General features: G+C 36.5%; 22 protein-coding genes. 17 read left to right on the top strand and 5 right to left on the bottom strand.

Translation table 11 applies throughout. The features are described 5' to 3' along the window. Entirely contained in the window at positions 1–585 is a 585-nt protein-coding gene (locus E1I69_RS01695; protein ID WP_136377905.1) for a CPBP family intramembrane glutamic endopeptidase, read from the top strand. Between the two features lie 17 nt (positions 586–602). Beyond that, a complete protein-coding gene (locus E1I69_RS01700) occupies positions 603–1277 on the top strand; it encodes a LysM peptidoglycan-binding domain-containing protein (RefSeq protein WP_136377906.1) in 675 nt (224 codons plus the stop codon). A gap of 53 nt (positions 1278–1330) precedes the next feature. Here E1I69_RS01700 and E1I69_RS01705 read toward each other — a convergent pair whose 3' ends face one another. Genes E1I69_RS01705 through E1I69_RS01715 form a run of 3 tightly spaced genes read right to left on the bottom strand, consistent with a single transcriptional unit; the run spans position 1331 to position 2438 of the window. Then, entirely contained in the window at positions 1331–1900 is a 570-nt protein-coding gene (locus E1I69_RS01705; protein ID WP_136377907.1) for a manganese catalase family protein, read from the bottom strand. 41 nt (positions 1901–1941) lie between these two features. Further along, positions 1942–2211, bottom strand: a complete 270-nt coding sequence (locus tag E1I69_RS01710; RefSeq protein WP_136377908.1) for a spore coat protein CotJB — start codon at positions 2209–2211, stop codon at positions 1942–1944. Next, positions 2208–2438: a spore coat associated protein CotJA gene (locus E1I69_RS01715; RefSeq protein WP_136377909.1), complete on the bottom strand. Its 231-nt coding sequence runs from the start codon at positions 2436–2438 to the stop codon at positions 2208–2210. Before E1I69_RS01715 ends, E1I69_RS01710 begins: the two co-directional genes overlap by 4 nt. Before the next feature lie 224 nt (positions 2439–2662). Between E1I69_RS01715 and E1I69_RS01720 the strand changes: the two genes are divergently transcribed. The 4 genes from E1I69_RS01720 to E1I69_RS01735 all read left to right on the top strand — a co-directional run bounded on the left by E1I69_RS01720 (position 2663) and on the right by E1I69_RS01735 (position 6918). Then, positions 2663–3436, top strand: a complete 774-nt coding sequence (locus tag E1I69_RS01720) for a metallophosphoesterase (RefSeq protein WP_136377910.1) — start codon at positions 2663–2665, stop codon at positions 3434–3436. 110 nt (positions 3437–3546) lie between these two features. Further along, positions 3547–4137, top strand: coding sequence for a genetic competence negative regulator (locus tag E1I69_RS01725; RefSeq protein ID WP_136377911.1), 591 nt, complete (start codon positions 3547–3549; stop codon positions 4135–4137). 386 nt (positions 4138–4523) lie between these two features. Next, positions 4524–5756, top strand: a complete 1233-nt coding sequence (locus E1I69_RS01730; RefSeq protein ID WP_431731852.1) for a Glu/Leu/Phe/Val family dehydrogenase — start codon at positions 4524–4526, stop codon at positions 5754–5756. A 196-nt stretch (positions 5757–5952) separates the two neighbouring features. Continuing rightward, complete coding sequence (locus E1I69_RS01735; protein WP_136377913.1) at positions 5953–6918, top strand: YpdA family putative bacillithiol disulfide reductase; 966 nt, start codon at positions 5953–5955, stop codon at positions 6916–6918. A gap of 707 nt (positions 6919–7625) precedes the next feature. Here the strand turns inward: E1I69_RS01735 and E1I69_RS01740 are convergent. Then, positions 7626–8597: an asparaginase gene (locus E1I69_RS01740; protein ID WP_136377914.1), complete on the bottom strand. Its 972-nt coding sequence runs from the start codon at positions 8595–8597 to the stop codon at positions 7626–7628. Positions 8598–8736: 139 nt separating this feature from the next. Between E1I69_RS01740 and prsW the strand changes: the two genes are divergently transcribed. The 8 genes from prsW to rpsA all read left to right on the top strand — a co-directional run bounded on the left by prsW (position 8737) and on the right by rpsA (position 15752). Next, positions 8737–9372 carry a glutamic-type intramembrane protease PrsW gene (prsW, locus tag E1I69_RS01745; RefSeq protein ID WP_136377915.1) on the top strand — a complete coding sequence of 212 codons (636 nt, stop codon included), beginning with the start codon at positions 8737–8739 and terminating at the stop codon, positions 9370–9372. Between the two features lie 142 nt (positions 9373–9514). Further along, positions 9515–10594: a spore cortex-lytic enzyme gene (gene sleB / locus E1I69_RS01750; protein WP_136377916.1), complete on the top strand. Its 1080-nt coding sequence runs from the start codon at positions 9515–9517 to the stop codon at positions 10592–10594. Positions 10595–10612: 18 nt separating this feature from the next. Continuing rightward, complete coding sequence (gene ypeB, locus E1I69_RS01755; RefSeq protein WP_136377917.1) at positions 10613–11968, top strand: germination protein YpeB; 1356 nt, start codon at positions 10613–10615, stop codon at positions 11966–11968. A 177-nt stretch (positions 11969–12145) separates the two neighbouring features. Next, on the top strand, positions 12146–12841 hold the full coding sequence (locus E1I69_RS01760; RefSeq protein ID WP_136377918.1) for a flagellar brake protein: 696 nt from the start codon (positions 12146–12148) through the stop codon (positions 12839–12841). Between the two features lie 63 nt (positions 12842–12904). Then, positions 12905–13087: a YpfB family protein gene (locus E1I69_RS01765; protein ID WP_136377919.1), complete on the top strand. Its 183-nt coding sequence runs from the start codon at positions 12905–12907 to the stop codon at positions 13085–13087. 152 nt (positions 13088–13239) lie between these two features. After that, a complete protein-coding gene (gene cmk / locus E1I69_RS01770) occupies positions 13240–13911 on the top strand; it encodes a (d)CMP kinase (protein ID WP_136377920.1) in 672 nt (223 codons plus the stop codon). 5 nt (positions 13912–13916) lie between these two features. Then, the gene (locus E1I69_RS01775; RefSeq protein WP_136377921.1) at positions 13917–14498 is read left to right on the top strand and encodes a lysophospholipid acyltransferase family protein; all 582 of its coding nucleotides are present in this window, start codon (positions 13917–13919) and stop codon (positions 14496–14498) included. 117 nt (positions 14499–14615) lie between these two features. Further along, positions 14616–15752 carry a 30S ribosomal protein S1 gene (gene rpsA, locus E1I69_RS01780; protein WP_136377922.1) on the top strand — a complete coding sequence of 379 codons (1137 nt, stop codon included), beginning with the start codon at positions 14616–14618 and terminating at the stop codon, positions 15750–15752. A 42-nt stretch (positions 15753–15794) separates the two neighbouring features. On the opposite strand, the gene E1I69_RS01785 is transcribed toward rpsA, so the two are convergent. Further along, positions 15795–15938: a YpzI family protein gene (locus tag E1I69_RS01785; RefSeq protein WP_136377923.1), complete on the bottom strand. Its 144-nt coding sequence runs from the start codon at positions 15936–15938 to the stop codon at positions 15795–15797. A 184-nt stretch (positions 15939–16122) separates the two neighbouring features. Between E1I69_RS01785 and E1I69_RS01790 the strand changes: the two genes are divergently transcribed. From E1I69_RS01790 to E1I69_RS01800, 3 genes are read left to right on the top strand one after another with little or no spacing between them, the layout of a single operon-like run. Then, complete coding sequence (locus E1I69_RS01790) at positions 16123–16722, top strand: YphA family membrane protein (RefSeq protein ID WP_161974826.1); 600 nt, start codon at positions 16123–16125, stop codon at positions 16720–16722. Position 16723: 1 nt separating this feature from the next. Continuing rightward, the gene (locus tag E1I69_RS01795) at positions 16724–17617 is read left to right on the top strand and encodes a YIEGIA family protein (RefSeq protein WP_136377925.1); all 894 of its coding nucleotides are present in this window, start codon (positions 16724–16726) and stop codon (positions 17615–17617) included. Beyond that, the gene (locus E1I69_RS01800; RefSeq protein WP_136377926.1) at positions 17614–17805 is read left to right on the top strand and encodes a capping complex subunit for YIEGIA; all 192 of its coding nucleotides are present in this window, start codon (positions 17614–17616) and stop codon (positions 17803–17805) included. Before E1I69_RS01795 ends, E1I69_RS01800 begins: the two co-directional genes overlap by 4 nt. Positions 17806–17835: the final 30 nt, after the last annotated feature.

Below are 17835 nucleotides of genomic sequence, written 5' to 3' on the forward strand. Positions count from 1 at the left end.
ATGGGTAGGCGTCAAGCTGATATTATTAAACATTTGCCAGACAAAGAAATTGTTTTTCACCTTTATTTAACGCAAGGAATTTTATTAGTTGTGTCCTTATTTCTTGGTTTTTTCTTGTTTGATAATTGGATATCCTTTATTAAGCTTTGGAATTGGAAGGACTGGAATATTCTTTTCATTGGTTCTGCTTTTGCAATGGTTGTTGTAGTTGTTGATTTTTTACTAATGAAGTGGCTTCCAGAAGCAATGTATGATGATGGTGGAATTAATGAACGTATTTTCCAAAAAAGAAGTATCCCACATATTTTTATTTTATGTTTATTGATAGCTTTTTCCGAAGAAATTTTATTTAGGGGTGTCATCCAAACTCATTTTGGCCTACTCATTGCTAGTTTTATTTTTGCAATATTACATGTTCGGTATTTATATAAATGGGTTTTGTTGACATCCGTTGTACTGTTAAGTTTTTTATTAGGGTATATTTATGAGCTCTATCATAATCTTTGGATTACAGTATATGCTCATTTTTGGATTGATTTTATTTTTGCTGTAAAGATTAGAAAAGATTATTTACGTAGTCTTTAAAATGAGGAGGTATCGTCTTGAAGCAGCCTGAAGGGGAAGAAAAATCAATTGATCTAAATAAAAGCACTTCGACATTACCCCCTCGAAGTGAATTTCATAAAACGAAGAAAAAGAAAACAAAAGTGAAGATTAAATATCCAATTATTCGTTTGTTGGCTCTTTTGTTTGTGTTACTTCCTGTTGCAATCCTTAGCTATAAATTTAATTCGATTCCAGACCAACTAGAATCAACACCTGTAAAAAAGAGCATAAATTTCGAAAGCATCAGTTATGAAGATGAAGATGGGTATGAGAAAGAACAAGATCCTGAAATAAAAGAGTCAGAAGAAGAAGCTGAAAAGGTTGAACAAAAGGCTACTGCAGAAAAAGAAGAACCACATCAGCCGGAAGTTGAAAAACAAGTGGAGGAGCCAACTACTAATGAAGAGCCAAATCAAAACGTTGTTGAAAACAATTCTCCACCAACAGTTGAAGAAACAAAAGTATTACAACCTGTTCAACAACAGGAAAAACCGAAGGACCAATATGATGTGAAGTATCATACAGTTAAAGCGGAAGAAACCCTTTATCGTATTTCCATGCATTATTACAATAGCCGTTCTGGCGAAGAATTAATTAAAAGATGGAATAATCTAGACGGTGATACCGTCGTTGAAGGACAGGTTTTACGAATTCCAATTAAGCTAAATTAGTTTTATACCATGAAAGTAAATAGCTGAATTTTGTATTCAGCTATTTACTTCATTTAAAAGAATTTCTTTTTATCACGTTCTTCTTTAAGTATTTCTACCGCTTCTTGGAAGCGTTGTGAGTGAATAATTTCTCGCTCACGTAAGAATCGCAAGCTGTCATTCAAATCTGGATCATCACTCATATTAATGATCCATTGATAAGTAGCTCTTGCTTTCTCTTCTGCTGCGATATCTTCATATAAATCAGCAATCGGGTCACCTTTTGCCTGGATATACGTAGCGGTAAATGGAACACCACCAGCATTTTCATAAAATAATGCAGAATCATGATTCACATAGTGAGGGGCTAAACCAGCGGCTTTTAATTGATCAGGGGTAGCGTCTTTTGTAAGTTTATATACCATTGTCGCAATCATTTCTAAATGAGCAAATTCTTCTGTGCCTATATCATTTAACAATCCAATAACTTTTCCAGGTATGGTGTAACGCTGATTTAAATAACGTAATGCAGCGGCTAATTCACCATCAGCGCCACCATATTGTTCGATCAGAAACTTCGCTAACATGGGATTACACGTACTCACTTTGACTGGATATTGCAGCTTCTTTTCATAAATCCACATTAATGTTTATTCCTCCCCCTGTAAGATCACACATTTTTTTATTAAACCTGCCACGGCCAAGGCTCGTCATTCCAATTCCAAGGGTAGCTGGAATAGCTATACCGACCATATTGAGTTAAAGGTCCAAATCTTTCTTCATACTGTTTCGCGATTTTTCTTCGTTGCTGGGAAACCGTATTGAATTGTTGGATCGCCTCATAATCACCTGGGTGGGTATCAAGATACAAAGTGAGTTCCACAAGGACAAAATCCAAAGCTTGTAAATCCTCTAGTAACGCATAATATTCTGGGGGCATCTGTTTCGGATTCATTGGCTCTCTACCTCCCGTTTTGGTTCATATGGACCATAATACGGATCGTAAAAGAGTTTCCAAAGTGTCCCTGTGTATAATGCTTCTTTTGGTGAGAATTGAGGTAGATTTGCAGGTTGAAAAGGTATATAAAGATTAGGTGGGGTAACGTATGTTTTAGGTGTAATCGGTTTACATGGGTCAAACGGGCTTACATAGGGGTAATAGGCCTTCCTTGTTGTAAACATGAAGCAACCTCCTTGAAGTCAAAATATAAAACGATGTCATTCTACTGTATGGTTTATAGAGTGAAAAAATGACTAGGAACCCGATTTTTCTGAGGGCTGAAAATATTCTTTTTTTAAATGGATGGACAGAATGGTTTAAGGTTAGCCTTTTCCATAATTTATGGTATCATATCCTTATATTACAAAGAAAAAGATGCAGGATCTAGATAGATAGGGCGTGAACCATGCTATATTTTTTGGGGATTATAATTGTAGGAATATTGCTCCTTCTATACATGTGGCAGGAAGCAAGACTTGATCGTGTTGTAACGAAAACATTAACATTTTCGGATTTTCCCAAAAGCTTTAAAAAATTGACCATTTTCTTCATTTCAGATATTCATAGAAGAGAGGTATCTGAGAAAATAATTGATGAAGTAAAAGGAAAAGCGGACATTGTGATAATTGGAGGGGATCTAACAGAAAAGGGTGTACCCTTTGAACGTGTCAAGAAAAACCTTCAATTAATTCATACAGTGGGACCAACTTATTTTGTATGGGGCAATAATGATTATGAAGTGGATTATCATGAACTTGATTCATTGCTATTAAGTATGGGTATTAAAATTTTAGATAACACCGCGCTGTTTTTTGAAACAGGGGAAGGTGAGAAGCTTGCTCTTCTTGGAATTGATGATATCAAGCAAGGGAGAAGTAGATTGGATCTTGCTCTTTTAGATGCGGGGAATGAGGCAAGTTTTAAAATATTAGTCAGTCATAATCCAGAAATAAAAAATGAACTCAAACGAGAGAACAAGATTAATCTCTTATTATCTGGTCATACACATGGTGGACAAATTCGATTTTGGAAATTTGGGCTCTATCCTAAAGGCGGTGTCGAATATAAAAACGGAATGACCATTTTTATCAGTAATGGATATGGTACATCTGGCATACCGTTAAGGTTTGGTGCACCACCTGAAACACATTTGATTACTCTTCAATCATCGGATAGCTAATACATTGCAAAAAATGTCCCAACAACGCTAAAACCAAGAACATAATTCATATTCCTTCATAAAATAATGTAACGGTTGTACGTAGGTGTGATGGTGAGGGAGGGTTTTTAATGCGTCTTGAACGCTTAACTTATAATAAAATCAAGATTTTTCTTACATTCGATGATCTGGTTGATCGTGGCCTCACTAAAGACGATCTTTTGTCGGATTCGCTTAAGGTCCACCAATTATTTCGTGATATGATCGAAGAAGCAAGTGTCGAATTAGGCTTTGAAGCAGATGGTCCCATCGCTGTAGAAGTTTACTCTTTACAAGCACAAGGAATGGTGATCATTGTAACGAATTCAGTAGGTGACCTTGAAGATGAAGAATTTATGGATGAAGATTATATTGAAATGCAGGTTACTCTTGATGAAAGTAAAGATATATTTTATGAGTTTCATACGTTTGAAGATGTCATTCAACTTTCAACCAGATTAAATAGTTTATCAATAGATGGTGGAAGATTATATTCATATGAAAACTATTTTTATTTATTACTTGAAGATCATGTTTCTTTACAAACAGAAAACATCATTGCCATTTTAGCCGAATTTGGAAATCCTGCGACATTAACAAAATATAGGGTTCATGAGTATGGCAAAATCCTTTTTAATGAAAATGCAATGAAAGATATTTACAATTATTTTATAAAAAAATAGGAAAGCCTCTAATGATCATTAGGGGTTTTTCTCTACGTTGATAGATTTGTATATCATGATTTTAACAGCATTTTTATTTTAATAAATTAAATGAAGATTCTTCATTTTTCATCTTGCATAAACATATGGAAGGTGTATACTAGTGACTGGATAGGTGGACAATAATCCTATCTGGAAAATAGATGTTATTTTTCTGTCTTTGTTTTATGCAAATGTGAAATCATATTTTAATAACTGAAAAAACGAAAAAACCGAAAAACTCGGCATTTCCAGCTTCTTGTTTACACCTTTAAGGAAGAGGAATCGAACTGTGAAAAATCTTGGGAGGTTTACAAATGGTAGCCGAAAACAATAAGGACATTTCAAAACAACATAACGAAGAGAAAATGGATGTCCTCAAATCTACACAAACAGTCATACATAAAGCATTAGAAAAATTAGGGTACCCTGAGGAAGTATACGAGCTATTAAAAGAGCCAATCCGAATGATGACCGTAAAAATTCCGGTAAGAATGGATGATGGTTCTGTAAAAATCTTTACAGGCTATCGGGCACAGCATAACGATGCGGTAGGTCCAACAAAAGGTGGAATTCGCTTTCACCCAAATGTAACTGAAAAGGAAGTTAAAGCGCTTTCGATTTGGATGAGTTTGAAATGCGGTATCGTCGATTTACCATATGGTGGAGGAAAAGGCGGAATCATTTGTGACCCTCGAGATATGTCATTCCGTGAACTTGAGCGACTTAGTCGTGGCTATGTTCGTGCAATTAGTCAGATCGTAGGTCCTACAAAAGATATCCCGGCACCAGATGTATTTACAAATTCTCAAATTATGGCATGGATGATGGATGAGTATAGTCGAATTGACGAATTTAACTCGCCTGGATTTATCACTGGAAAACCACTTGTATTAGGAGGTTCCCATGGCCGTGAGTCTGCAACTGCGAAAGGCGTAACTCTTTGTATTCGCGAAGCGGCGAAGAAACGTGGTATTAATCTAGAAGGTGCTCGTGTAGTCGTACAAGGCTTTGGTAATGCTGGTAGCTTTTTATCGAAATTCATGCATGATGCAGGTGCTAAAGTAATCGGTATCTCTGATGCATACGGCGGCCTATATGACCCAAATGGGTTGGATATTGATTACTTATTAGATCGTCGTGATAGCTTTGGAACAGTAACAAAGTTATTTAACGATACTATAACAAACAAGGAGTTACTGGAGCTTGATTGTGATATTCTTGTTCCTGCAGCTATTGAAAACCAAATTACCGAAGAAAACGCCCATAATATTCGTGCTAGTATTGTTGTGGAAGCGGCAAACGGTCCTACAACACTTGAAGCAACGCAAATTTTAACTGAAAGAGGAATTCTGCTTGTACCTGACGTTTTAGCAAGTGCAGGTGGTGTGACTGTGTCCTATTTCGAATGGGTTCAAAATAACCAAGGCTATTATTGGTCTGAAGAAGAAGTAGAAGAAAAGCTTGAAAAAGTGATGGTCAAATCATTTGAAAATATTTATTCAACAGCCCAAAATAGACGTGTTGACATGAGACTAGCAGCATACATGGTTGGTGTAAGAAAAATGGCAGAAGCATCTCGTTTTAGAGGTTGGATTTAGTTCTTAAGAAACATTTCATTTGCAAGAATAACGGAAATCTCCTATCATTTTTATGGTAGGGGATTTTTTATATTGGGGTACACCTCGTAGTCTTGAATTATTTAACAATATCTCTTATATCAAATAAGGAAAAGATAAATCAAAAAACGTCTAATCTAATAACGAAGGCGTATTGAATAAAGTAGGAGTGACAAACATGCAATTGGAAGATGTCGTTATTATTGGGGGAGGACCTTGCGGCTTAGCAGCAGCTATTGCACTGCAAAATGTCGGAATCAAACCATTGGTAATTGAAAAAGGAAATATTGTAAATGCCATTTACCATTACCCAACCCACCAAACATTTTTTAGTACAAGCGAAAAATTAGAGATCGGAAATGTTCCATTTATTATAGAGGGGAGAAAGCCAAAAAGAAACCAGGCTTTGGCTTATTATCGGGAAGTAGCAAAACGTGAAAAAATTAGAGTGCATGCATTTGAAAAAGTAACGGGTGTCACAAAACTTGAAAAAAATCATTTTAAAATTACAAGCTCTAAAGGTGAGTATCAATCAAAGTATGTGATTGTTGCGACTGGCTACTATGACAATCCTAACTATATGAATGTACCAGGTGAAGAACTTTCGAAAGTTTTTCATTATTTTAAAGAACCACATCCATATTTCGATAAAGACGTTGTTGTAATTGGCGGGAAAAACTCAAGTATTGATGCTGCTTTAGAGTTGGTAAATGCTGACGCAAGAGTCACTGTTTTATACCGTGGAACTGAGTACTCCTCAAGCATTAAGCCATGGATCTTACCTGAGTTTGAATCTTTGGTTCGTAATGGGATTATCACAATGGAATTCAATGCCAATGTGATTGAGATAACAGAAGATGAAGTGATCTATAAGGTTGGGGAAGAAAAAAAGAAGATTAAAAATGATTACGTATTTGCCATGACGGGCTATCATCCAGATCATAGCTTTTTAAAAAAAATGAATGTTCAAATTGAGAAAGATACAGGAAGACCTTTGTTTAATCCTGACACAATGGAAACAAATGTGGAGGGGATTTTTATCTCGGGCGTCATTGCAGCAGGGAATAATGCAAATGAGATTTTTATTGAAAACGGGCGTTTTCACGGGGACTTAATTGCAAAAGCAATCATAGATGGAAAATAGGGCGAGCCTAAGTCTAAATGGTTCCGATTCAGGGTGCATAACAGAAAATCACAATAACGTTTTTAGCGTGAATTCACACACGAATTCACGCTTTAATTTTCTTGTTATAGTAACGTTTAATGCAGTTTTTATAAAAAAATAATTAAAACTCACATCAGTTATTTGGGAGTGTGACAATACTAATTGTACAGTTAGAATGTGCTTGTGAAAAAGGGTGCGATATTGTCGGTGAAATGCTTTTCGGTCCAAAGTTGAAGATGCAACAGTGTGTTTGCTGAGTTATTTAAATTCTAATATTAAGGAGTTACTCGACTTCGGACACAACCGAGAAGTTTTGGCTTTCCCTTGTCAGAAGATGCCTCGACTTCGGACACAACCGAGATGTTTTGGCTTTCCTTTGTCAGAAGATGCCTCGACTTCGGACACAACCGCTATGATTTGGCTTTCCCTTGTCAGAAGATGCCTCGACTTCGGACACAACCGAGATGTTTTGGTTTTCCTTTGTCAGAAGATGACTCGACTTCAGACACAACCGCGATGTTTCGGCTTTTCTATGTCAGAATATTTACTGACTTTATTTCTCTAAAGCGTTTGACTTTGATTTTTACTGTGATTAGACCTTAGAAATCCTACGAGTTTTAATATGGTGATTGGTCTATTTGCACCTCAAAACGACACCCGTTAACCCTAAAGAAGAACCCTATCTTTTATTTATAAAACATCTCTTGTAATTCATCATGATCAATTGTGATTTCTAATGTGACCAATAGCTTAAGTCTTGCTTTTTGTCCATTAAGACCATTAGAAAAAATAACCCCAAGATCTTTTAGTCGGCGTCCACCGCCTTCGTAATTATATACATCTTGCACATATCCGTTAAAACAACGGGAAACTAATACAACAGGAATACCACTATCCATGAGTTCCCTGAGTTCGGGTACCATTTTTGGTGGCAGATTGCCTTGGCCAAGTGCTTCGATTACTAATCCATTCGGTTGTATGGTCCGAATTGCTCGAAGAACCTGGTCGTCCATCCCTGCATAAGCCTTGAGGAGGACAACATTTTTTGTTATTTCTTCTATGTCATATGTTTCCCTAATAGTAGGCATATGGTGGAAGGTGATTTCTCGTTTGCTTACAATTCCTAATGGACCATATTGCGGACTCTGGAAGGTCGCAATATTACTAGTGTGGGTTTTTGTTACGTTTTTAGCTGTATGAATTTCATCATTTAAAACAACTAAAACTCCCATTCCAACGGCACTGTCGGACGTTGCAACACGAACAGCGGAAATTAAATTATATGGACCGTCTGCACCAAGCTCATTGCTCGACCTCATCGCTCCTGTCACAACAATTGGAATATCGGATTGAACGGTAATGTCTAAAAAATATGCCGTTTCTTCAAGTGTGTCCGTTCCATGGGTAATGACCACACCTTCAATTTCATCTTCTACAATACTTTTTTCAATTTGTTTCTTTAGTAATAGCATTTCTTTTTCCGTGATATGTGGTGATGGCAATTGAAATAATTCTTCAACTTTAACATCCGCAATTGTGCTTAATGCATCAGTGTGAAGTAAAAGTGGATTTTGCTGATTTTGTTGGACAGCTCCTGTTTCTTTGTCCTCCATCATTGCGATCGTTCCGCCTGTATGTATAATGAGTATTTTTTTCATTAGACTCGCCTCATTTCAAAATAGAAAAATGTTCCATATAAGGATAGTTCATATTTTCATTTACCACATTACATGTTACGATAAAAGTGTTTGTTACTCAACTTTAAACTAATTTACATTCGGGAGAAGAGGTTTCATTATGGTGGCGGTTATAACCGCAGGACTAGCACCTGGACTTGCATTATTAAGTTATTTCTATTTGAAAGATAAATATGATGGAGAACCAGTTGCAATGGTTTTTCGAATATTCATTTTTGGTGCTCTCTTGGTGTTTCCAATTATGTTTATTCAATATGTGTTGGGGGTTGAAAAGGTATTTACGCATCATCTTTTGCAAGCCTTTTTATCTGTTGGTTTATTAGAGGAATTTTTTAAATGGTTTATCCTTTTTTATACCGTTTACCAACATACCGAATTTGATGAACAATATGATGGAATCGTATATGGCGCATCTTTGTCGCTTGGCTTTGCAACGCTAGAAAACATTCTCTATTTATTTGCAAATGGGCTCCAATTTGCGGTTGGCAGAGCTCTTTTACCGGTATCAAGTCACGCGCTATTTGGTGTCATTATGGGATTTTATCTGGGTAAAGCAAAGTTTTCACCTAATGAAAAGAAAAAATGGATTTTTATCTCCTTCTTATTCCCGTTTTTACTACATGGTTTTTATGATTACATCCTCCTTTCAATGAAGAAATGGATCTATATTATGGTTCCATTCATGTTGTTTTTATGGTGGTTTGGATTACATAAAGTAAAAATTGCAAAACCTTAACCTGTCATTTTGGCAGGTTATTTTTATTGGATTGATTTTGAAAAGTATTAAATCTTAGTTGAAATACTTCTGAATAAAATACCAATCTCTACAGAAAATACTTGTAAGTATATATAGAAAATGGTTAGGGAGGTAATTAATCATGAGCTGTAAAAAATATTTGATGTTCCCCATCGTTCTTATCATGTTTGTGGGTGTGTTCATTGGAGGAACTACTAATAATGTTCAAGCATTTTCTGAGCAGATTATTCAACGTGGTGCAACAGGTGACGATGTAATTGAGCTACAATCAAGACTACAATATAACGGCTACTACCATGGTCCAATTGATGGGGTTTACGGATGGGGTACATATTGGGCAGTCCGAAATTTCCAGAAGGCATTTGGTCTAGAAGAGGTAGACGGATTAGTTGGTGACAAAACAAAAGCAATGATTAACCGCTTTACTAAGTATAATAAGCAATTTGTATATGACAATTTACGTAAAGGGAATCGTTTCACCCATTACGGTGGAGTTCCTTGGAGTATTCAATCGGCTCCTTCCGAAAAAAATATTCAAAAAGCAAAAACAACTGCAGAGGCAAGACGAGCAGAAATAGAAAAACAATTTACGACAGAGCAAAAGCAGCCACAGGCTGGACAGGGAGGTGCCCAGCAACAACAGAAACCAAAGGCGCCTGTACCGCAGCAAAAGCAACCGCAAGCTCAGCCACAAAACCCACAAGGGAAGCAAGGTCAAACTAAGCAGCCGCAAAAGCCACAAGCACAACCAAAGCCACAGGCTAAACAGCAACCGAAGGCAAAGGTTGAACAAAAAGGAGAGGCAAAGTCTCTAGGACCAACAGCTGTCAATATGCCCGGGGGGTTTTCGCAAAATGATATTCAGCTTCTTGCAAATGCTGTATATGGAGAGGCACGTGGTGAATCATATATTGGACAAGTAGCAATTGCTGCAGTTATTTTAAATCGCCTTGACAGCCCAACATTTCCAGATACGATCTCAGGTATTATTTTTGAACCACTTGCATTTACGGCGGTTGCGGACGGGCAAATTTGGTTGACACCCAATGAGCAGGCGAAAAAAGCTGTTATTGATGCAATAAATGGATGGGATCCAACAGGTGGAGCGACTTACTATTTTAATCCGGAAACTGCAACAAGTAAATGGATTTGGGGCAGACCACAAATTAAGAGAATTGGTAAGCACATATTCTGTAGATAGAATGGAAGGTGAGGCAAATTGTTAAGAGGAATATTAATTACAGTACTTACGATTGGTATTATAGGAACAGGCTATTGGGGCTATAAAGAGCACCAAGAGAAAAATGCCATTCTAATACAGGCGGAAAATAACTATCAACGGGCATTTCACAATTTAACGTATCATATTGACCTTTTACACGATAAAATTGGAACAACATTAGCCATGAATTCAAGAAATTCACTTTCTCCTGCACTTGCTGATGTGTGGAGAATCACATCTGAGGCACATTCAGATGTAGGACAATTGCCACTGGCGTTAATGCCATTTAACAAAACGGAAGAGTTTCTAAGTAATATCGGGGATTTTAGTTATCGGACAGCAGTTCGCGATCTATCTAAAGAACCATTGTCAGATGATGAATATAAAACTCTTGAACAGTTATATAAAAATGCAGAGGATATCCAAAAGGAACTCCGAACTGTCCAACATCTAGCTATGGAGAACAATCTTCGGTGGATGGATGTTGAATTAGCACTTGCTTCGGGTGAAAAGCAGGCGGATAACACGATTATCGATGGCTTACAAACCGTTGAAAAAAATGTGGCCGCCTATTCTGAGAGTGATTTTGGAGTCACTCTTACAACTACCAAAAAAGATGGTGGAGAATTTCCAAATTTAGAGGGACCACAAATTAACGAGGAACAAGCGAAAGAAATTGCCAAAAAGTTCCTCGGGTTAAAAGGTAATATTGACATGAAAGTTACCGAAAATGGTGAAGGTTCATCAAATGGTTTTTATAGCCTAGAAATTAATGACCCTAAATCAAAAGTAAATACATTCATGGATATTACGAAAAAAGGCGGTATTCCGATATGGGTTATTCGCAACCGTGAAGTTGCTAAAAGCACAATCAGCCTTAATGATGCCTATAATCGGGCGCAAAAATTTCTAAAAGCTAATAAATTTGAAAACCTTGAGCTTTTTGAAAGTGCACAATATGATAATGTTGGAGTATTTAATTTCGTTTCTTCAGTTGATGGAGTTAGAATATATTCAGATTCCATCAAAATGAAAGTAGCACTCGATGATGGAAACATCATTGGATTTACGGCAAGAGATTATTTAATGGCCGGAAAAATTAAAACAGCCGGTAAACCGAAAATTTCAAAAGAGGAAGCAAGACAAAAAATTAATCCAAACCTTCAAGTGATGGAGGATCGTCTCGCCATCATCACAAACGATCTTGATCAAGATGTCCTTTGTTATGAATTTTTAGGAACCATCAATAATGATACGTATCGAATCTTTATCAATGCTGAGAACGGTTTTGAAGAAAAAGTTGAAAAGCTGAAAAATGCTGAACCAGTATATAAAGGTATGAATAAATCGTAATTAAAAGAAAGGAAAGCTAATTTTGCTTTCCTTTCTTTTTTCTATTACCTCTTTGTAACGTGAAGCTTGTTTAAATGATTGTCGCAGATAAGAGGGTATCTTGCGCTTTTCTTGTTATTCATGGTTTAATAAGAATACAGAAGAATTTACAGAATGTTTGAGAAAGAGTGAACGATTGTGTTGAAAATTGGGGATTTGATTTACCTTGAACCAACCATTAATCCAAATGGTGAAAAATATCGGTGTAGGGTAGTTGAGAAAATAGAAAATAAGCTTTACATTGACTATCCTGTTAACAACGGAACAGGGAAAACAGCTTTTTTACTAAATGGGACACAGTTAAAGGCTTTTGTTACCGCTGACAGTACTTCGGCTTATTTTTTTGACACTACCGTGTTAGGAAGGGTAAAACAAAATATCCCGATGATTGTTCTTTCCTATCCAGGCGAAGACAATATGTATAAGATTCAGAGACGTGAATATGTACGTGTCGAAACGCCAGTAGATGTTGCAGTACATAGTATAAATGGGGAATTCCGGCCCTTTGTCTCCATTACCCGTGACATAAGTGCAGGTGGTGCCGCTATCATTTTACCGTCTTCAAGAACACTTTTACCCGGGCTAGATTTCCTTACACATTTTGTTCTCCCATCCCTTTCTGAGGATTATCATTATGTGACTCTCAGAAGTCATGTAATCCGCATTGTGAACGGCAAAAATGGCGAACGAAATAGGGCTTCTATTAAATTTGTGGATATAAGTGAATCTGATCGGCAGCTATTAATTAAGTTTTGCTTTGAAAGACAATTATTAATGAAGAAAAAAGGCATCCAATCAAGTGAAATGATGAAAAAGAATAATCTAATAGAATAAAATTCTCTAAAATTTTGCATACTAGTACTAAAACTTTATTTAGGATAGGGATAGGTATGCAAAATGAAAAACTTTGAACGGATATTAATAAAGCTAGCTATTATTCAATTTATATTTTTACTTCTGGCACAGGCTATTATATTATATACCCCATTAACCCCGTATATCACGAGAATGATTGAATATGAGGGTGTTGACAAATCGGACACGACCAAAACCATTGAAACATTACTAAATAACCATTAAAATGAATTGCAGGGTTTCCCTGCAATTTTTCGTAGGTAGGAATACTGATCAAATGAATCAATATAATAAAGTTTAGATAAACAAGCTCACATGTTTATAACAACTAGTTTTCATTCCTACCGAGTGTTACATACAGGAGGCATACATAGTTTATGGACAAAAAGATTTCAATAGCAATTGACGGACCTGCGGCGGCAGGAAAGAGCACAGTTGCAAAAATTATCGCGAAGGATCTATCTTATATTTATGTTGATACAGGTGCAATGTATCGTGCATTAACATACAAAGCGCTACAATCAAATTTAGATTTAGAAAATGAAGACCAGCTTCTTAAGGCATTACAAACTTCAAATTTAGAGTTAAGACCAGGTGAAAACGGCCAGCTTGTTTTTATAGATGGCAAAGATGTAACTGAAAAAATACGTGAGCACGATGTGACTAATTCGGTATCGATTGTTTCTAGACATCGTAAAGTTCGAGAATATATGGTCAAGCGTCAGCAAGGATTTGCCGAGCAGGGGGGAGTTGTAATGGATGGTAGGGACATTGGCACACATGTTCTACCAAATGCAGAAGTGAAAATATTTCTGCTTGCTTCCGTAGAAGAAAGAGCTGTACGTCGTCACGAAGAAAACCTGTCAAAAGGTTATCAGTCCGACTTGGAGCAATTAAAAGCTGAAATTGCGGCACGTGACAAGTTAGATTCTGAACGTGAGGTTGCCCCATTACGAAAAGCGGAAGATGCAATTGAAATTGACACAACATCATTAAGCATCGAAGAGGTTGTCGAAAAAATTATGGATGTTGTAAAGGAAAGGATTTGACTGGCATGAACCTTTATTCCTTTGCACGAGGTCTAGTAGGAGTTATTATCAAACCACTATACCGTATCGAGGTTTTGGGTAAGGAGAACATTCCGAAAGAAGGCGGAGTCTTAATTTGTTCGAATCATATTGATAATCTAGACCCGCCTGTTGTTGGAGTTACCTCTCCAAGACCTATTTATTTTATGGCAAAAGCAGAATTGTTTAAGGCTCCAATCTTAGGTCCGATTTTACCGAAAATAAATGCATTCCCAGTTAAACGCGGTGTGAATGATCGTGAGGCACTTCGGACAGCATTAAAGGTATTAAAGGATGGAAATGTGTTGGGGATATTTCCAGAGGGTACGAGAAGTAAGGATGGAAAGCTAGGAAAAGGGTTATCAGGTGTTGGCTTTTTTGCATTGCGAACAGAATGTACTGTTGTTCCATGTGCGATTATAGGACCTTATAAAATGTTTGGTAAATTAAAGGTAGTGTACGGTAAACCTGTTCAAATGGACACATTCCGTGAAGAGAAGGCTTCTGCAGATATCGTAACCGACAAAATCATGGATTCCATAAGAGAAATACTGGAAAAATATAAATAGATTAAGAGTTTATACTTGACAAATAACTCTATTTATTAGAAGTTAATTAAAAGAATATTTTTAACTTTATCTTATACATAAAGAGTTTTTCTGTTGGACATTAAGGAGGTAATTGGAATGGCAGAGGATATGAATCAAGTAGAGTACAAAGAGTTACAGGTTGGTGATGTAATCACTGGCAAGGTAACGAAGGTAGAGGAGAAACAGGTATTTGTTTCAGTTGAGAACAGTAAGCTAGATGGCATTATCCCAATTAGTGAGCTGTCCAGCCTGCATGTTGAAAAAGCAAGTGATGTTGTATCAGAAGGAGAAGAACTAGAGCTTGCAGTGACCAAAGTAGAAGAAGAAGCTTTAATTTTATCTAAAAAAGCTGTTCTCGCTTCTAAAGCTTGGGATGAATTAGAGGAAAAATTTAACTCTGGTAAAGTATTTGAAGCTACTGTTAAAGATGTTGTTAAAGGTGGACTGGTTGTTGACCTTGGTGTAAGAGGATTTATTCCCGCTTCTTTAGTTGAAAATTACTACGTAGAAGATTTCTCCGACTATAAAGACAAATTGTTAACAGTTAAGGTTGTTGAACTTGACCGCGAGAAAAACAGAGTCATCTTATCTCACCGAGCTGTTGTAGAAGAAGAACAAAAAAACAAGAAACAGCAGGTTCTGGATTCATTACAGGTTGGAGCTTTACTGGAAGGTACTGTTCAACGTTTAACGGATTTCGGAGCTTTTGTTGATATCGGTGGTATTGATGGATTAGTCCATATTTCGCAGCTTTCTCACGAACATGTGTCAAAACCATCTGATATTGTATCGGAAGGACAAGTGATTAAAGTCAAGGTTCTTTCTGTTGACCGTGATAATGAAAGAATTTCATTATCTGTTAAAGAAACCTTACCTGGACCATGGGAAAACATCTCTGAGAAGTTATCTGTTGGAGATGTAGTTGAAGGAACAGTGAAAAGACTTGTTTCTTTCGGCGCATTTGTTGAGGTATTGCCAGGTGTAGAAGGACTTGTACATATTTCACAAATTTCTTCAAAGCATATCGGCACTCCTCATGAAGTGTTAAAAGAGGGCCAAGCAGTACAAGTGAAGGTTCTTGAATTAAATGAGTCAGAAAAACGTATTTCTCTAAGCATGAAGGAACTGGAAGAAAACGTTGAGGAAGACTACAGCAAATACCAACAACAAGAGGAAACTACTGGTTTTCAACTTGGTGAAGTAATTGGTGACCAATTAAATAAATTAAAATAAACAAGCAGATAAAAAGCTCTCACCCCGCCGGGTGAGAGCTTTTTATTTTGGATTCATACGGTTCATTTCTCTTGCTTCTTCGGGTGTATCTAATCTTGTTGCGCCTTTGTTGTCAAGAGATTGGTCTCTGTCAGATTCGACTACACGTGCTTTTTTTAGCTTGCTTTCCTGTCTATCTCTACCCATTTTCATTTCCTCCTTTTTCATCCCTACATACGTTTTCGTGAATAGGGAAATTTATGTAGGTGTCATCATTTATTGTGAATTCTAATGAAGTTTCACTTTATTTTGTCTTAAAAGGATTTTTGGTATGCAAATGGGTTAAATTTCATAATTTCGAGCAATACTGGGAATAGTAGGAGGTGGAGAAATGGAAGGTGCACTATTTTATTGGATTTGTTGGATGGCCTGGGTTTGCAGTACTTTTTTTATGAAAAAGACCAGAGAGAGGCTACTTTTATCTATTCTGTTTTTAGTAACAATCATTTTATCACCTTATTCCATTGGAATGGGTGGTATCAATATCAATTGCAGTATTTTTCTTATATTCTTTTTTTGTATGAAAGAAATCTCGAAAAGACCAAAAAAACAAGTGCTTTATATGCTCATTTGTATTCTGACCATCTCTCTAGCCTATTGTAGCTTTTTAATGTTTGAATTGTATGATCCAGTCTGGCTACTTTTTGATCGTAATTTGATGCTTGGAGCAGCATTGATTTATGTAACCTTAATGCTATTGAAGGATTTTCGTCTACGATTGGCAGGGGTTTTAATTGGTTCTATACAGGGTGATATTCTTTATGGAATCATTGTGAATAATGTCAATTTTTCATATGAAATTGGTTCATTTGTCTTTTTAGATGTCATTTCAATTTGTTTTTGTTTTATTTTTGTTTGGTCATCTATAGAAATACTGTTACGTCATGTTGATGTAATAGTGCAAAAAAACACGAAGGAGAAACACGGCTAGCATGAATGAATATACATACCCGATATTGTTCGGTGTCATCTTTGGTGTAGCTGTTAGATTGTATATGCTACGGACAGATTATCGTCAATATCCAACTTATTTACACGGGAAAATCATACATATCGCGCTAGGTTTTATTGCAGCAGGATTAGGAACAGTAGCTGTTCCGTCGATTATGGAGGAAGAATTTACTGCAGTTACGTTTTTAACCATAGCCGCTTCACAATTTCGTGATGTCCGTAACATGGAGCGCAATACACTTACAGAATTAGATTCATATGAACTTGTTCCAAGAGGGAAGACATATATTGAGGGAATAGCAGTTGCTTTTGAAAGTCGAAATTATTTAGTTATTTTCACTTCTTTTTTGTCCACTTTCGCTTATCTTGCTATTAAATGGTGGGCGGGAATTGTTGTGGGTATTATTTGCCTCCTGATCTGCAAAAAGCTAATGGCTGGGAGCAAATTAAAGGATATTGTTGATATTGAATATGTGGAGCCGCATTTCGAAGACGCGGGTTTGTATGTTGATAATATTTATATTATGAATATCGGTCTTCCAGCAAGACAACAAGAGATTTTAAATTATGGGATGGGGTTTATTTTAAAACCTAAAAGTTTTGATGCAAGAGCTACAATTGCAAATTTAGGTCAAAGGCAAGCTATATTACATGATGTTTCTACTGCTTTGGGGATATTTAGAGATTCAGGAACCCCTGCTCTTACTCCGTTAGCAAAAAGAGATTTAAACGACGGACGTGTTGGTATCTTTGTATTGCCTCAAGATAAAAACATAGATAGAGCTGTCGAAGTCATTAGTAATGTGCCAATTTTAGAAAATGCAATCCGAATGCCAACGGAGAGGGAAAAAGAGAAGGGGCTGCCAACTAAATGAATATTGAAAAGTTTATTTTAGCAGCGATTACAATGGAACCATCAAAGGTGAAGGTATCAGGAGGTACACCAGTTTTTTCATGTTCTTCAAAGGAAGAAATGGATTCAGTTGCTGCAAGCTTAGAAGCAATCCTAGATGGAATTGCTCATGAAATCAGCGGGAATTTGTACATAATCGTAAAACACTAAACATTTTATTGTTGGAAGTATGTATTTTTG

The organism is Bacillus timonensis (genome assembly GCF_004799755.1).
Classification (GTDB): domain Bacteria; phylum Bacillota; class Bacilli; order Bacillales; family Bacillaceae_L; genus Ferdinandcohnia; species Ferdinandcohnia timonensis_A.

What these genes read in the sequence shown, in the direction of transcription:
- E1I69_RS01695 (WP_136377905.1), top strand. Translation starts at nt 1, where the DNA reads ATGGGTAGGCGTCAAGCTGATATTATTAAACATTTGCCAGACAAAGAA.
- E1I69_RS01705 (WP_136377907.1), bottom strand. Translation starts at nt 1,900, where the DNA reads ATGTGGATTTATGAAAAGAAGCTGCAATATCCAGTCAAAGTGAGTACG.
- E1I69_RS01710 (WP_136377908.1), bottom strand. Translation starts at nt 2,211, where the DNA reads ATGAATCCGAAACAGATGCCCCCAGAATATTATGCGTTACTAGAGGAT.
- E1I69_RS01715 (WP_136377909.1), bottom strand. Translation starts at nt 2,438, where the DNA reads ATGTTTACAACAAGGAAGGCCTATTACCCCTATGTAAGCCCGTTTGAC.
- E1I69_RS01720 (WP_136377910.1), top strand. Translation starts at nt 2,663, where the DNA reads ATGCTATATTTTTTGGGGATTATAATTGTAGGAATATTGCTCCTTCTA.
- E1I69_RS01725 (WP_136377911.1), top strand. Translation starts at nt 3,547, where the DNA reads ATGCGTCTTGAACGCTTAACTTATAATAAAATCAAGATTTTTCTTACA.
- E1I69_RS01730 (WP_431731852.1), top strand. Translation starts at nt 4,524, where the DNA reads ATGGATGTCCTCAAATCTACACAAACAGTCATACATAAAGCATTAGAA.
- E1I69_RS01735 (WP_136377913.1), top strand. Translation starts at nt 5,953, where the DNA reads ATGCAATTGGAAGATGTCGTTATTATTGGGGGAGGACCTTGCGGCTTA.
- E1I69_RS01740 (WP_136377914.1), bottom strand. Translation starts at nt 8,597, where the DNA reads ATGAAAAAAATACTCATTATACATACAGGCGGAACGATCGCAATGATG.
- prsW (WP_136377915.1), top strand. Translation starts at nt 8,737, where the DNA reads ATGGTGGCGGTTATAACCGCAGGACTAGCACCTGGACTTGCATTATTA.
- sleB (WP_136377916.1), top strand. Translation starts at nt 9,515, where the DNA reads ATGAGCTGTAAAAAATATTTGATGTTCCCCATCGTTCTTATCATGTTT.
- E1I69_RS01765 (WP_136377919.1), top strand. Translation starts at nt 12,905, where the DNA reads ATGAAAAACTTTGAACGGATATTAATAAAGCTAGCTATTATTCAATTT.
- cmk (WP_136377920.1), top strand. Translation starts at nt 13,240, where the DNA reads ATGGACAAAAAGATTTCAATAGCAATTGACGGACCTGCGGCGGCAGGA.
- E1I69_RS01775 (WP_136377921.1), top strand. Translation starts at nt 13,917, where the DNA reads ATGAACCTTTATTCCTTTGCACGAGGTCTAGTAGGAGTTATTATCAAA.
- rpsA (WP_136377922.1), top strand. Translation starts at nt 14,616, where the DNA reads ATGGCAGAGGATATGAATCAAGTAGAGTACAAAGAGTTACAGGTTGGT.
- E1I69_RS01785 (WP_136377923.1), bottom strand. Translation starts at nt 15,938, where the DNA reads ATGGGTAGAGATAGACAGGAAAGCAAGCTAAAAAAAGCACGTGTAGTC.
- E1I69_RS01790 (WP_161974826.1), top strand. Translation starts at nt 16,123, where the DNA reads ATGGAAGGTGCACTATTTTATTGGATTTGTTGGATGGCCTGGGTTTGC.
- E1I69_RS01795 (WP_136377925.1), top strand. Translation starts at nt 16,724, where the DNA reads ATGAATGAATATACATACCCGATATTGTTCGGTGTCATCTTTGGTGTA.
- E1I69_RS01800 (WP_136377926.1), top strand. Translation starts at nt 17,614, where the DNA reads ATGAATATTGAAAAGTTTATTTTAGCAGCGATTACAATGGAACCATCA.